The organism is Gilliamella intestini, assembly GCF_900094935.1.
GTDB classification, from domain to species: domain Bacteria; phylum Pseudomonadota; class Gammaproteobacteria; order Enterobacterales; family Orbaceae; genus Gilliamella; species Gilliamella intestini.
Genome location: NZ_FMBA01000007.1, coordinates 1 through 13404, shown reverse-complemented (window position 1 = coordinate 13404; position 13404 = coordinate 1). Strand labels below are relative to the sequence as shown.

15 protein-coding genes and 1 tRNA gene are annotated in these 13404 nt (G+C 34.2%); 9 read left to right on the top strand and 7 right to left on the bottom strand.

Annotation, left to right across the window (positions count from 1 at the left end):
* Positions 1-307: 307 nt before the first annotated feature.
* Positions 308-889, bottom strand: a complete 582-nt coding sequence (locus tag GA0061080_RS03000) for an IMPACT family protein (protein WP_091120806.1) — start codon at positions 887-889, stop codon at positions 308-310.
* Between the two features lie 59 nt (positions 890-948).
* Between GA0061080_RS03000 and nfi the strand changes: the two genes are divergently transcribed.
* Together nfi and GA0061080_RS02990 are read left to right on the top strand one after the other, a co-directional pair.
* Positions 949-1614: a deoxyribonuclease V gene (nfi, locus tag GA0061080_RS02995; RefSeq protein ID WP_369332949.1), complete on the top strand. Its 666-nt coding sequence runs from the start codon at positions 949-951 to the stop codon at positions 1612-1614.
* Positions 1604-2350, top strand: coding sequence for a tRNA1(Val) (adenine(37)-N6)-methyltransferase (locus GA0061080_RS02990; RefSeq protein ID WP_091120799.1), 747 nt, complete (start codon positions 1604-1606; stop codon positions 2348-2350). The genes nfi and GA0061080_RS02990 overlap by 11 nt, the downstream gene beginning before the upstream one ends.
* Positions 2351-2361: 11 nt before the next feature.
* Here the strand turns inward: GA0061080_RS02990 and GA0061080_RS02985 are convergent, their stop codons facing one another.
* The 3 genes from GA0061080_RS02985 to apt all read right to left on the bottom strand — a co-directional run bounded on the left by GA0061080_RS02985 (position 2362) and on the right by apt (position 5402).
* Complete coding sequence (locus GA0061080_RS02985; protein ID WP_091120795.1) at positions 2362-3771, bottom strand: basic amino acid/polyamine antiporter; 1410 nt, start codon at positions 3769-3771, stop codon at positions 2362-2364.
* 50 nt (positions 3772-3821) lie between these two features.
* On the bottom strand, positions 3822-4592 hold the full coding sequence (gene ddaH, locus GA0061080_RS02980) for a dimethylargininase (protein ID WP_091120791.1): 771 nt from the start codon (positions 4590-4592) through the stop codon (positions 3822-3824).
* Positions 4593-4850: 258 nt separating this feature from the next.
* Positions 4851-5402 (bottom strand): adenine phosphoribosyltransferase, encoded by a 552-nt coding sequence (gene apt, locus GA0061080_RS02975; protein ID WP_091120787.1) that lies wholly within the window; start codon positions 5400-5402, stop codon positions 4851-4853.
* A gap of 215 nt (positions 5403-5617) precedes the next feature.
* Between apt and GA0061080_RS02970 the strand changes: the two genes are divergently transcribed.
* The 3 genes from GA0061080_RS02970 to GA0061080_RS02960 are packed head-to-tail and all read left to right on the top strand — an operon-like array spanning position 5618 to position 9105.
* Positions 5618-6970 carry a vWA domain-containing protein gene (locus GA0061080_RS02970; RefSeq protein WP_091120784.1) on the top strand — a complete coding sequence of 451 codons (1353 nt, stop codon included), beginning with the start codon at positions 5618-5620 and terminating at the stop codon, positions 6968-6970.
* A 3-nt stretch (positions 6971-6973) separates the two neighbouring features.
* Complete coding sequence (locus GA0061080_RS02965; protein ID WP_091120780.1) at positions 6974-8419, top strand: sensor histidine kinase; 1446 nt, start codon at positions 6974-6976, stop codon at positions 8417-8419.
* A gap of 2 nt (positions 8420-8421) precedes the next feature.
* Positions 8422-9105: a response regulator transcription factor gene (locus GA0061080_RS02960; RefSeq protein ID WP_091120777.1), complete on the top strand. Its 684-nt coding sequence runs from the start codon at positions 8422-8424 to the stop codon at positions 9103-9105.
* A gap of 116 nt (positions 9106-9221) precedes the next feature.
* On the opposite strand, the gene ispE is transcribed toward GA0061080_RS02960, so the two are convergent.
* Both ispE and lolB read right to left on the bottom strand, forming a co-directional pair.
* Positions 9222-10055 carry a 4-(cytidine 5'-diphospho)-2-C-methyl-D-erythritol kinase gene (gene ispE / locus GA0061080_RS02955; RefSeq protein WP_091120773.1) on the bottom strand — a complete coding sequence of 278 codons (834 nt, stop codon included), beginning with the start codon at positions 10053-10055 and terminating at the stop codon, positions 9222-9224.
* 11 nt (positions 10056-10066) lie between these two features.
* A complete protein-coding gene (lolB, locus tag GA0061080_RS02950) occupies positions 10067-10687 on the bottom strand; it encodes a lipoprotein insertase outer membrane protein LolB (protein ID WP_091120768.1) in 621 nt (206 codons plus the stop codon).
* A gap of 166 nt (positions 10688-10853) precedes the next feature.
* On the opposite strand from lolB, the gene hemA reads away from it, so the two are divergent.
* The 4 genes from hemA (at position 10854) to GA0061080_RS02930 (ending at position 12965) form a co-directional block, all read left to right on the top strand.
* Entirely contained in the window at positions 10854-12125 is a 1272-nt protein-coding gene (hemA, locus tag GA0061080_RS02945; protein WP_091120764.1) for a glutamyl-tRNA reductase, read from the top strand.
* A gap of 36 nt (positions 12126-12161) precedes the next feature.
* Positions 12162-12419, top strand: a complete 258-nt coding sequence (locus GA0061080_RS02940; RefSeq protein ID WP_065625977.1) for a DUF1289 domain-containing protein — start codon at positions 12162-12164, stop codon at positions 12417-12419.
* A gap of 118 nt (positions 12420-12537) precedes the next feature.
* Entirely contained in the window at positions 12538-12780 is a 243-nt protein-coding gene (locus GA0061080_RS02935; RefSeq protein ID WP_065575322.1) for a zinc ribbon domain-containing protein, read from the top strand.
* Positions 12781-12878: 98 nt separating this feature from the next.
* Positions 12879-12965: transfer RNA gene (locus tag GA0061080_RS02930), tRNA-Leu, on the top strand.
* 139 nt (positions 12966-13104) lie between these two features.
* On the opposite strand, the gene GA0061080_RS02925 is transcribed toward GA0061080_RS02930, so the two are convergent.
* Positions 13105-13404: integrase core domain-containing protein (locus GA0061080_RS02925; RefSeq protein ID WP_141683080.1), on the bottom strand; the 300-nt coding region annotated here is incomplete at its 5' end.

Here is a 13404-nt window from a genome sequence, read left to right as displayed (position 1 = left end):
TCATATGAAATAGAAGCTATTGCTGTCGGAATCATTCTTTCTATTATGGTGCTCCTCGCTAAAAAGTGGGACAAAAGTTGCCTCTATGATATAAATAAAACTCATAGGAGACAAACCTATTATAATCGTATACGCTCTAATTCAGTCAACGGCTAGATATCGCCGCAGCAATATGAACAAAAATATAACAATATTACCAAAACGATAAAATTAGAGATGGCACTGTCTAATATTTTGGCTAGAATCAGTCGGGATAAAGAGGTAATTTTTCCACCATTTTAGTGTTTTTTTTGAACTAACTGTTAATTTATAGCTCAATAATCACTCGCCCTCGGGTAATGTCGCTAATGTTTTTTTGTAGAAGTTGCAATTTGTCCTTTGTGATAGCGACGTTTACATTTACACCTTCAGCATCAAACTCTTGATTTTCAATAATGGAATCAAGTTCCTTTAGACGATTTTCGATAATTGGCCATTCGTTATAATAGCAGTGAAATTGTAGCGTCATGCGGGCAATGAGTTCAATTAGCTCAGCTTGTTGTAAGCAGTGGCTAGCCGAACCGCCATAGGCTCGAATTAATCCTCCAGTACCCAATTTTATGCCACCAAAGTAACGAGTTACTACTACAACCACTTGGTCACAATCTTGTCCTTCAATGGCTGAAAGAATAGGGCGACCTGCTGTACTAGTGGGCTCACCATCGTCATTAAATCGGTATTGTTGTCCAATCTTCCATGCCCAGCAGTTGTGGGTGGCGTTGGGATCGCTTATTTGATTAATAAAGTCGGTGGCTTGTTCAGCTGATGTGACTGGCGCTGCATTGACAATAAAACGACTTTTTTTGATTTCTTCTGTTAACTCGGTAGGATTTGCTAATGTATATGGCATGCTAATTCTGATAAAATCAATCTATTGGAATAATGATACTGAACAGAATAAAAATGTCTATCAATTTAGAACAATTAATGCAAACACAGCAGGCGTTAGCCAAGCAGGTTAAATGCGATGATGACTTTAATGCGTCAATAAATTACGTTGGTGGTACTGATGTTGGTTTTGAAGATAATGGCAAGATTACTCGAGCAGCAATCGTCATTTTGCGCTATCCAACTTTCGAGGTTGTTGAGTATCATATTGCTCGGGTTGAGACAGGGTTTCCTTATATTCCTGGTTATTTGTCTTTTCGGGAATACCCTGCGCTACTTGCCGCTTGGCAACAGGTAACACAGAAGCCAGATTTGTTGTTCGTTGATGGCCAAGGTGTTGCTCATCCTCGGCGTTTAGGTATTGCAAGCCATTTAGGTTTGTTGTTAGATATGCCAACAATTGGTGTTGCTAAAAAAAGGCTTTGCGGTCAATACGAAATATTACCTAAGCAAGCAGGTAATGTAACACCTTTACAAGACAAGCAAGAACAGATTGGTTGGGTTTTATGTAGTAAAAATAATTGCAATCCTTTATTTATTTCAACAGGTCACCGAGTAAGTCAAGATAGTGCTTTAAATTGGGTTAATTTATGCTTGCGGGGCTATCGTTTGCCAGAACCAACTCGCTGGGCTGATGCGATAGCATCTAACAAGCCTTTGTTTAAGAAGTTTATTTATGCAGAATAATTCATTACCGTTAAAAAAAGGTGGCTTTACTTTTAAGCGTTTTTTTGTGGCACATGATAAAAGTCCAATGAAAGTTACAACTGATAGTTGTTTGTTAGGGGCGTGGGTACCGATTGATTCGGCTCCGCAAAAAATACTCGATATTGGCTGTGGTTGTGGCGTAATTGCGTTAATGTTAGCTCAGCGGTTAGAACATGATAACCGCCAAATTGATGCCATCGATATTGATATGCAGGCGGTAGCACAATGTCAGCAAAATAGCCAACAAGCTGGGTTTACTTCGATTAATGCGATTAATGCCGATATTAATCAATTTCAGCCAAGTTATGCGGTGGGCTATGATTTGATTGTGACTAATCCACCTTATTTTGAATCTGCCGTTGATTGTCGCAATTCCCAAAGACAGTTGGCACGTTATACCGAATGCTTGAACTTTCAACAGCTTATTGATACAGTTAAGCGCTTACTAAAACCGAAAGGGCAATTTTGTTTAGTTTTACCTTATCATTTATCCAATCAGTTTAGGTTATTATGTGAATCTAATCAGTTATATTTACTCCAACTGATGAATGTTAGATATAGTGCAGATAAAGACTTTTCGTTATCATTATTGGCTTTTTCATTTATCCAGCCTAATAAAATTGATGAGCAGCAATTGTGTATGAGAGATGGTGATGGGCGTTATTCTCAAGACTTCAGAAAGTTATTAGCTGACTTTTATCTATTTCGAAAATAACGCCTAACTAATTAATTTGGTGTTATGTAGAAGTGTAAAATAGCGATGATAGCTAATAGGATGATTGCAATAGCGTACACTTTGTCATGCAAGTAATTAAATGCTGGCAAAGATCGTTCCTTTCTGGCATAAAGGTAAAAACAGAGTCCCATACTATAAAGTATCATCGACAGTAATAAATAAACTGTGCCACCGGCATAAATCAACCATATGCCATAAAGCGATCCTAAAGCGCCAATCATAATTAAGTAGGCTTTACCTTGTTGAACGGCTAATTTAAAAACAAAGAGAGCCGCCAGTAAATAGGGAATAAGCACCATTGAGGTTGATAATTGGATTAAGGTGTTGTAACCAGATTGATAGTAGTGGGCAAGGATAATTAATACAGTTATTAAACATGTTGTTAACCATAATGCGTTGGATGGTGTGCCTGCTTTGTTGAGTTTTCCAAAACAACTTGGTACTGTGTGTTGTGTGCCTTGGCCAGCTAAAAATAGCATTTCGGCCGCTAGCATTAACCATGATAGTAATCCACCACTGACTGACACAATTAAACCAATATTAATTAATGTTGCTCCCCAGCTGCCTACTACATGTTCAATAACAAGTGCCATGGAAGGGTTTTTCATTTGAGCAAGTTCTTGTTGTGACACAATACCAAGCGATAACACAGATACGCAAACAAGCAATAAGCTGGTAATAGCAAAGCCAAAAAAGGTGGCTCGGCTAATGCTGATGATGTTTTTGGCTCTAGCAGCATACACAGTTGCGCTTTCAATCCCTAAATAGACCCAGACGGTATAGAGCATGGTGTTTTTTACTTGATCGATAATTGAGCCTAGTTGTGGTGTTCCCCAAAAGCCTATCTTAAATGTCGATATTTTAAAGGCAAGGCTAACACAAACAATAAATAAACCAATAGGCACTATTTTCGCGAATGTTACTAAACAATTTAATAAAAAGGCACGATATATTCCTTTTAATACAAAATAGTGCACTATCCATAAAAATATGATAGCTGTAATAACGGCAGGTAATGTGGTACCATGACCAAAGAAGCTCAAGCAATCAAAAGATCCTAATGCACTAAATAAAATCACTAGGTAGCTGGTGCACGACATCCATGCCGATATCCAGTAACCCCACGCCGCATTAAAGCCGATATAATCGCCAAAGCCTTCACGCACATATCCATATAATCCATCATTGATTTTGTAAAATCGAATCGATAAATACTGAAATATCCGTGTTAGCATTAACATGCCAAATAGGGTTATTATCCATGCAATTAAAATAGCGCCAGAGCCCGAACTTTCGGCCATGTTTTGTGGTAGGCTGAAAATACCGCTGCCTACAATACTGCCAACCACTAACAGTGTGAGTGGCAGGATGCCTAGCTTTTTTCGTATTGGTGTATTCATCGATTCACTTATTTTTTAGTTAAATATCAGTTAGTTTTCATTGAGTTATTTTAAAATCGCAATGACATGCAACTTACGCCACCATCAATTTTTTGATATTCAGAGGTATCCACTTCAATCACTTGGTAACCTAGCTTTTCAATTTTTGCTTTTGTTATTGGATAACCCGCTGGCATAATTACTCTATCATTTACCCAAATACAATTGGCCGCATAGCTTTCTTGTTCAGGAATTTCAATAATATTAAGGTGCCCAAATTCGGGTTTAGTTATAAATTCGCCTGCGGCTAATAAGTTGTTATTTTCTAAATAAGCAAGTCCTGTTTTTAGGTGAAGAACTTTTTCTAGTGTTACGATAGATCCCGTTAGTCCATACTTTTCTAAAATAGCAATCATTTGCTTGGCACCAGCTTGGTTGGTTCGTGCTGATAAACCTATGTAGTAGTGGTTTTCAACCATCATTATATCGCCCGCTTCAACGGTACCTGGTGTGGTAATCCTTTCTACTTTATTTGGATAAAATCTTTCAATGGTATCGACAATGATTTCAGTTTCTTCCCTACGGCTTTCAGCTCCTGGTCTTGTTATAATGGCACAATGAGGTGTACAAAGAACGGTATCTTCAACAAATACTGAATCGGGGAAGCGTTCATCGGCAGGTAAGATGGTGATATCGACATCGCACTGTTGTAATGCTCGAATGTAATTATTGTGCTGATCTAAGGCTTTTTGATAATTTGGTTTGCCTAAATTGGATGATGTTAAACCATTAATTAGTGATTTAGCTGGTGTTCTTGCAATAATATGACTAAATTTTTTCATTTTCAATCCACCCTTGTTTTATAATTATGCTTTATTTTTGAATAATAATTCACTAAACAAACTAAATCAAGCTTAAATTTGATTTTTTATTCAATTTTGTTTTGTGGTGTAGTGCTTTGAATTATAGCTGTTCTGAATTGTTGGGATGTTGTAAGTAGGTTACCCATTGATAGTTGTACAGCGGTATAGAAGTGATAAAGGTTATATAAATAGGGTAATATAAATTACCCTTAAAAAGATATGTTTTAAATAGATAGGTTATTCACCATCAAAATCCACTAATGTAAAACAATTAATGCCCATATTAGTGAGTTTAGTTTTACCTTCTAAAGCGGGTAAATTAATTACAAAAGCTGCATCTTGGGCAATGCCGCCTGCTTTTTGAATCAATTTTGCTGTTGCCGCAACTGTACCGCCAGTTGCCAATAAGTCATCGATGATTAATACGCGTTCCCCCGCTTTGATAGCATCTGAGTGAATTTCAAGCGTGTCAGTGCCATATTCTAGTTGATATTTTTCTTTAAATACGTGACGCGGTAACTTATTGGGCTTTCTTACTGGTACAAAACCAATATTTAATGCTAATGCAATTGGAGCTGCAAAGATAAACCCACGCGCTTCGGTGCCAACCACTTTATCTATTTTTTTATCTTTATAGTGATCGATTAATAGCTCAACCGAAGTACGAAATGCAACAGGATCTTCAAGCAGGCTAGTAATATCACGAAATAGAATCCCTTTTTTAGGGTAATCGGGTATGGTGATAATACTATTTTTAATAAGTGCAAGTTTTTCTTGTAATTGAGTCATATTAAATGTTCTCTATATCATTTCTATAAGAATGGACAATTTTTTATTATATACTTTCGCCATTTGGCATGGCAATAAACAAAAAGCAATATCGGCATAAATTAAAATCCTTGACTTGGTTTTTTACATTTTTTTACAAATAAATACAATATTCAGACAGTTTATTTTGTAAAAAGCAGATAATTGGATAAACTTCATATAAAAAAGGAAATAACATGAAATTTATTAAATCACTTATTTTTATTGGAATTTCTGCCTTGAGCTTTTTGGGGAATGCTAAAACAAATAATCAAATACAGGTTCGTTCAGAATTGGCATCGCCTATTATCTTAGAAAACTCAGAAGAAAAGAATTATTTAAAAGTGTCGTTAACTGGAATTGAGTTTGACTCATCTAAGCGTGTACCGATTAATTTAGCTTTAGTCATTGATCGTTCTGGTTCTATGTCTGGTGACCGTATTAAAAAAGCAAGAGAAGCGGCTATTCTTGCGGTTAATATGCTTAATAATGAAGATATGTTATCAATTGTTGCTTATGATTCTGATGCTAAAGTTATTGTGCCATCTTCTAAAGTTACTAATAAACAAAAAATTATAAGATTGATTAATAAACACATTGTTGCTGGTGGCGGTACAGCATTATTTGCTGGTTTAAGTAAAGGTATTAATCAAGTTGAAAAGCAACTAACTAAAGATAAAGTTAATCGAATTATTTTGTTATCTGATGGGCAAGCTAACATTGGACCATCTTCGGTTGGCGAACTTTCAGAGTTAGCCATTATTGCGGCTAAAAAGAATATTGCTATTACTACGTTAGGTATTGGTAGTGATTATAATGAGCAGTTAATGTCCTCGATTGCAAGTTATAGTGATGGTAATCATGTATTTATTGATGATACAGCAAAGCTTGAAAATGTATTTGTGCGTGAATTTAAAGATGTTATGTCTGCTGTTGCGCAAGATGTAATTATTACTATTCATTTGAAAGACGGTGTTAAGCCTGTGCGTTTACTTGGTCGTGATGGTGTGATTAAAGATAATCAAGTTATAGTTAAAATGAATCAATTGTATTCAAATCAAGAAAAATACCTATTACTAGAAGTTATCCCAGAAAAAGGTAAAGTTGGGCAAAATAAAACACTTGCCCAAATTGATTTGCAATATAATAATTTATTAGAAAATAAAACCGAAAATGAAACCCAAGTCGTTAAAATTGCTTATACTGATAATCAAGATGTAGTTAATAAAGCCATTGTTCATGAAGTCGTTGCCGAATCAGAAATACAAAAAGTTGCACTTGAAAATGAAAAAGCTTTAAAACTTTATAATGAAGGTAAATTAGAAGAAGCAAGACAGTTATTGCAAGAAAATAGTAAAAAGCTTAGAGATCGAGCAGATATGTTAAGCGAACGCGAGCCAGAAGTAAGTAGTAGATTAAAAGAACAAATGGATAAAAATAATATAATGGCTGATGCAATTCTTACCGATGATGAGAACACTTATCGTAAAAAAGTGACTGAAAAACAGTATGAATCTAAGCAAAATATGAAAAGTGTGATAAAAAAATAACTTATGAAAAAATTAACAGCGGTTTTGTCTTTTTTTATATTAATAGTTGCTTTTAGCTATTTAGGTTGGCGAACTATTGAGCATGAGGTCTTAATGCGCCAAACTAATCAGAAGCTATTAGCACAAAGTCAAATGAAGAATATAAAATCATCAATTGAATCGCTGTTAAATCAACGAGCTGTTTATTTTAATAGTTTGGCTCAGTTTTTACATAGCGATCAAACTGATATTGATGTTTTTTTAGCATCACAAACCGATATTAAAAATATCTTTAAGATCAAACATAATAAAATTGTTTATTTTAGCAATAAAACCGATCTGCAATGGAGCAATATTGTTGAATCAATTGAATACGATAGTTCAATTTTAGTTAATCATCATTCTCAATCTGAGCAATTTCAACCTAAATTTGGTTGGTATCAATCCTATGATCATCTTATTTATTGGGTAATTGAATCAGACACGATAATTGGTTTTGAGCTTTCAACCATTAATTTTTCGTTAAATGTGATTTGTTTATTTGACGATCAAATGTTAGCCGATAATTTTATGTTATTAGATCACGATAAACAGATTTATGTTAATGGTGAACAATTGGCCGATAGTATCACTATTACGCTAGATTATCCATTACAGAGTTGGAAATTAATTTATTATTATCAATCTCCTAAATTATTAGTATTGTATTTACTTGGTGGCGGGGTTATTGGTTTATTTATCATTGCTATTAGTTTTATTGTTTTGTATTGCTATCGTGAATATACTCGAACATTACGATTAGCAAAACAACAAGTTAGCTTTGTTGGTCAGGTTTCACACGAGTTTAAAACACCTTTAACCAATATCACACTTTATGCTGAACTATTACAAGAAAAACTGATAGATGAGCCCGTGCCAATTTCAGATTATTTAGAGGTAATAACAAGTGAAAGCAAGCGATTGATAAGATTAGTACAAAATGTGCTTAATTTTAATAAGCCAGCCAAGCTGAATATTAAACTAGTCAATTTAACACACCTAGTTGAACGAGTTTATACTACTTTTAAACCTGTGTTAGCAAAGAAATCTTTGCAACTTAATTTAATTATTAATTGTGATAAAAATTGCATGATTAATACCGATGAAGATAGTGTGTTACAAATTGTTAATAATTTTTTAAGTAATGCCGAAAAATATGCTGCAAGAGGTAAAAAAGTTGATTTGTTACTCAATAAAAATGACAAACAAACAATCATTACAGTTCGAGATTATGGTATCGGCATACCGAGTCATTTAATCAGGCAGATCTTTAAACCATTTTATCGTATCAATTCATCAATAACAGAAGGTGTTGCTGGTACAGGTATTGGACTTACCATAGCTAACCAATTAGCACAGCAATTGAATGGCACCATTCAGGTTGTAAATGAAAACCCTGGCGTAGCCTTTTCGTTAATTATTATGGAGTAAAAATGAAGATTTTAATTGCTGAAGATGATTTATATATCCGTAAAGGTATGACCGATCTTTTAGAACAAGAAGGCTATTCAATTATTCAAGCATCTAATGGTAAAGCTGCACTAGAATTATTTAAGCAAAATCCCCCTGATTTTATTATTTTAGATATTATGATGCCGGAACTTGATGGTTACAGCGTCTGTCGTGAAATCCGTAAAACCAATGATGATGTACCAATTTTATTTTTGTCTGCAAAAGATGAAGAAATTGACCGCGTAATAGGGCTTGAACTAGGTGCTGATGATTATATGAGTAAACCATTTGGCGTATATGAGCTAAGAGCAAGAATTAAAGCTATAGCTAAACGTTATTTAAAATCACAACAATCCAATCCAAAAGTTGATGATTCTTTTGTTTTTGGTGATTTGCAGGTTTATCCAATTGAGTTATGTGCTAAACGTAGGGAACAAACTATTGAGCTTTCGTTACGAGAAATCAAAATACTAGAATGTCTTTATAAAAATAAAAATAACGTGGTTACCCGTGATATGTTGTTTGATTATGCTTGGGGCTATGATTATATGCCAAACAGCCGAACACTCGATCAACATATTTCGAAATTACGCAAACAAATCGAAATTGATCCATTAACCCCTATTTTGATCAAAACGATTCATGGAGTGGGATATAGGCATTAATAGGCGTTTTTTACCAAATTACAGATAAAACGTAGTTGTAATAAATATCAAACTAGTTGACGGATAAAAAAGGTTAACCAATAAGTGATACTTTTTGGTTAACCTTTTGTTTAAATTTAGTATAAAGGCGAATTGTTTAACGATTTAGCTACAAAACTATTTATAGATAATGCGTTAAGTTTGTTTTGAATAGCTAATGCTTGCTGTTTTGATTCACACTGTGTAAAAACACATGCACCTGTGCCAGTTAATCGAGTTGTACCGTATTGGGAAAGGTAAGTAATTATATTATCTATTGTCGGATAACGTTTCCTAACTACTTCCTCACAATCATTTTTTAATTCGTTAAACTTCAATGAAAGTAAATCAGTAATGCTTTGAGCTGGCGTATTGCGAGTTAGCTCAGGAGCATTAAATATTTCGACTGTTGATATTTCAATATTAGGGCAAGTGACTAAATACCAATATTCAGGAATATCTACAGGGTGAAATTGATCGCCAATTCCTTCGGCAAAAGCCGCATGACCATAAATAAAAATAGGGACATCGGCACCAATTTTTCGTCCTATATCCATTAGTATTTCGGTTGATAAATTAAGTTGCCATAGCTGATTAAGTGCTACTAATACTGTTGCAGCATTAGATGAGGCTCCTCCTAATCCACCACCCATAGGAATTTTTTTATCAATTGTAATATCTACACCTAAATCATTACGGTTGGTATAGGATTTCAATTGTTCAGCAGCAACAACAATTAAGTTTTTATTAACGGGTACATTTGTAAAATCGGTTAATAAGTTAATTTTATTATCTTGACGAACATTAAAGATTAGGATGTCGCAATAATCAATAAATTGAAATAACGTTTGCAAATTATGATAATTGTCAGAACGGCGTCCAGTGATATAAAGGAATAAATTTAATTTAGCAGGTGATAACCACTGTTTCATACTATTATCCTTTATCGTAAAATCCAGTCACTAATTTTTAAGCGAACAACTTCGTCCTCATGCGTAAGCTCTATAGTTGCAGGTAAATCTATCTTTTTGTTTTGATAAGTATAAGTAGAGTAACTTGGAATTTTTAATGTCCATTTATTGTTATTTTGTATAAAGACAGTTGAAAGTAATCTTCCTGAACTATCTAACTTGTCAGTATTGATGTTGTCTGAAAATCCTTTTAACCAATTATGCAAAGAATTAAGTGGAATATTTACATTGGATATCTTTTTCATAAGATTTTCAACATTGGTATCTTGGTAATTTCTACCGTCTTTATCAACCAGTTGGGCATAATTAGGTTCGGCGTTTAATGTTAAAATATTGCTACCAATGGGGGAGGTTAATTTAACTTGGTAGTTATCAGTTGATTGTTGAGCTATTAAAAATCGTCCATAATTACGAGATTTATCACTTATGTAAGCTATACTACCTTTAACTTGGAATGTGTTTATTTGTTTTAGATTTTGTTGGCGGATTTGCCACTGCTGTTCAATCGAAGTGTTGTTTTGAGATTTTGTTATTTGGCAAGCGGTGATAAGTAAAGGTAATATGAAAACAAATATATATTTGATTTTAGACATAAAATAACTCTTAGTTGTTAGTGTTTGTGTCAATAAGTGCAGTATTATAACTGATAATTTACTGAATAAGAAAAAGAACCTTTACTGTTTTTTATGTATAATATGGAAGTTTAAGAACTGTTAATAAAATAATATATCTAATAACCTTCAAAAAAGAAGTGATGCAATGTCTATTACAATTTTTGGTGTTAATCATAAAACAGCGCCAGTTGCTTTAAGGGAAAGGCTTGCTTTTCCTAATGAGATTGTCGATAAAGCACTATACAGCTTATACCAACATCCTTTAGTTGATGGGTGTGTTATTTTGTCTACCTGCAATAGAACAGAAATTTATCTTAGTTATGAGCATCAAACTGACTATCTAAGATTAAAACAATCTGTAGAAAGTTGGTTAGGACAATTTCATCATCTTGATGTTGATCTATACCGAGATTCATTTTATTGGTATGACGGTCAACAAGCTGTTGAACATTTGATGTCGGTAGCAAGTGGTTTAGATTCTATGATCATTGGTGAGCCACAAATTCTAGGGCAAGTTAAGCAAGCATATAGTTTTGCTCAAGAACAAAATTGCTTATCTGTTCAATTAAAAAAACTATTTCAAAAAGTATTTCATGTAGCGAAAATTGTCCGTAGTGAAACCAATATTGGCACTAATACAGCATCTGTCGCTTATGCTGCTTGTTTAGTTGCTCGCCATCTTTTTAGTGATACCTCTAATTTAAATATTATGCTTGTTGGCGCGGGTGAAACAATAGAGCTTATTTCACGTTACTTAAAACCGCATGGATTTAATCAAGTTATTATTGCCAATCGAACCCGTGAAAAGGCATTAAAACTTGCGGTTGATATTGATGCAGAAATCATTTCATTACCTGATATCGCTAATCGACTTAAAGATGTTGATATTGTGATCAGCTCAACAGCGAGTCCTTTACCTATTATAGGTAAAGGCATGGTTGAGCGCACTTTACGAGCTAGAAATCATCGTAAAATGCTGTTTATTGATTTAGCTGTTCCTCGCGATGTCGAGGAAGAGGTTAGTCAACTCAATAATGTGCATCTTTATACTATTGATGACTTACAAAAAACGGTTGAAAGTAATTTAGAACAAAGAGCTATTGCCGCTAAAGAAGCGCAATATCTTATTCAAGAACAAGCTGAACTTTTCATTGATTGGCTTAAGACTAGACATGCAGTTGCTTATGTTAAGCAGTATCGTAGTAATGCAGAAAGTATCAAACGTGAGTTACAAATAAAAGCCTTAAATGCCATCAGGCAGGGCGCTAACATTGACGATGTTTTTGCTGAGTTTTCACATCGCTTAACCAATAAATTAATCCACGCACCGACTCAAACATTACTTCATGCAGCTACACATGATTGTGATGACTGTTTTAAAGTATTAAGCAAAGGGTTAGGATTAAAAGAACATTAGTCAATATGTCGTTTTGCTTAGGAAACGAGGAATAAATTGGATCAGATTGAATTTTTTGATATTCCAAGCCCGTGTAAACGAGTTTGTGTAACTGATAAACAAGGCTATTGTATTGCTTGTTATCGCTCAAGAGAAGAAAGATTTAGTTGGTTAACCTTGAGTGATAGCCAAAAGCAAAAAGTTTTGCGTTTATGTAAACAACGGGCATTAAAACGCCGTTATCTATTATCAAAACAGCAACGACAACAACAAGACTTAAATCCAGTAACACCTCAATTCGATCTTAATTTCTAAATCTATTTATCTATTTTTAATATATATTGTAATCTTGTTTAACTCAGAGTAGGATTTTTATACATATAAAGATGGCAATTATTTAGTCACCTTTTTTAATATTATTGGAATTTAAAATATGAAAATGTGTATTGCATGTGGCATGCCAATGACTGCTATTGCTGATTATCCATTGCTCGATATGTCTAAAAACTATTGTAAACATTGTGCTCATAAAGATGGCACAATGAAAACATTTGATGAAAAATGGCATGAAGTTACATTACAATATGCTCAAAATCACAATGTTGATAATGCAGTAGCTAAACAAACTGCTTATATAATCCTTAAAAAATTACCTGCTTGGAAACGCAGGTGGTAGTTGATTTTTTAGGCAACCAAAACGCTTTACGATAATACCTGTTGCAGATATTGTAAAGCTTAGTATAATGCTAACGTTTAATTATTTACACGTTTAATGCCAGTGTGGCGAAATTGGTAGACGCAGCGGATTCAAAATCCGCCGCCCTTAAAAGCGTGTCGGTTCGAGTCCGACCACTGGCACCAAGTCACAAAGAACACCAGCTTAAAGCTGGTTTTTTATGTCAAAAGCTTTATCAAAACTTAACCTGTCAACTTATCACTAGTCTTAAGTTAAAATTCATAAAATATGTTAACTGCCAAATGATGGAATGGCAACACATTTTCAAACAAAAAAATTAAGGGGTAAGTGTTTTTTAAATTCAACGGGAGGCAAGTAGCCTAACGAAGAATGTAATCGTTTATGATTATACCAATAAGCATAAGCCGAAAAAGCGCGTTGTAACTCAGCCGTTGAGTTGAAACGTTGGCCTTTTACAAATTCCGTTTTAATTGTTTTAAATGTCGCTTCCGCTACCGCATTGTCATATGGACACCCTTTCTTGCTTAATGAATGCGTGATATTAAATGTCTTAAAACAATCCGCTAATAACCGATTATCAAACTCTTTACCGCGGTCTGAATG

Excerpts from the sequence above, each read along its gene's own strand:
- GA0061080_RS03000 (WP_091120806.1), bottom strand. The coding sequence starts at position 889 with ATGCCATATACATTAGCAAATCCTACCGAGTTAACAGAAGAAATCAAA.
- GA0061080_RS02990 (WP_091120799.1), top strand. The coding sequence starts at position 1,604 with ATGCAGAATAATTCATTACCGTTAAAAAAAGGTGGCTTTACTTTTAAG.
- GA0061080_RS02985 (WP_091120795.1), bottom strand. The coding sequence starts at position 3,771 with ATGAATACACCAATACGAAAAAAGCTAGGCATCCTGCCACTCACACTG.
- ddaH (WP_091120791.1), bottom strand. The coding sequence starts at position 4,592 with ATGAAAAAATTTAGTCATATTATTGCAAGAACACCAGCTAAATCACTA.
- apt (WP_091120787.1), bottom strand. The coding sequence starts at position 5,402 with ATGACTCAATTACAAGAAAAACTTGCACTTATTAAAAATAGTATTATC.
- GA0061080_RS02970 (WP_091120784.1), top strand. The coding sequence starts at position 5,618 with ATGAAATTTATTAAATCACTTATTTTTATTGGAATTTCTGCCTTGAGC.
- GA0061080_RS02965 (WP_091120780.1), top strand. The coding sequence starts at position 6,974 with ATGAAAAAATTAACAGCGGTTTTGTCTTTTTTTATATTAATAGTTGCT.
- GA0061080_RS02960 (WP_091120777.1), top strand. The coding sequence starts at position 8,422 with ATGAAGATTTTAATTGCTGAAGATGATTTATATATCCGTAAAGGTATG.
- ispE (WP_091120773.1), bottom strand. The coding sequence starts at position 10,055 with ATGAAACAGTGGTTATCACCTGCTAAATTAAATTTATTCCTTTATATC.
- lolB (WP_091120768.1), bottom strand. The coding sequence starts at position 10,687 with ATGTCTAAAATCAAATATATATTTGTTTTCATATTACCTTTACTTATC.
- hemA (WP_091120764.1), top strand. The coding sequence starts at position 10,854 with ATGTCTATTACAATTTTTGGTGTTAATCATAAAACAGCGCCAGTTGCT.
- GA0061080_RS02935 (WP_065575322.1), top strand. The coding sequence starts at position 12,538 with ATGAAAATGTGTATTGCATGTGGCATGCCAATGACTGCTATTGCTGAT.